We start from the raw sequence: 338 nt of genomic DNA, 5'->3' as shown, positions 1-338 counted from the left end.
ATCATATGAGGATAGTTATCCAAAAGTAGAGAGGGATGTTGTGCCGGTTATAGATGCAGTATTTTTATCGCATATTCATGAAGATCATACGTTGGGTTTACCTTTATTAGCGAAGTATGGATATAAGAAAAAAATTTGAACGACTCGTTATACGAAGGAGCAACTTCCAGCTTATTATGGAAAATGGTGAAAATACAATCTGACGCGAGGATGGAATGTACCTTATAGTGAACAAAACATAAAAGATTTAAATTATGTATATATTGATGAGATTAGTAATCCAGATGAATGGATACAGAGTACTCCTACATTGCGCTTTCAATGGGGCTATAGTGGTC

1 pseudogene is annotated in these 338 nt (G+C 34.9%); it reads left to right on the top strand.

The features are described 5' to 3' along the window. A pseudogene (locus KVT31_RS29425) lies at positions 1 to 338 on the top strand (MBL fold metallo-hydrolase); the annotation flags it as partial.

Source organism: Bacillus sp. GbtcB14 (assembly GCF_019091205.1).
Taxonomy (GTDB): Bacteria; Bacillota; Bacilli; order Bacillales; family Bacillaceae_G; genus Bacillus_A; species Bacillus_A cereus_AG.
This window is presented reverse-complemented; position numbering and strand designations above follow the sequence as displayed.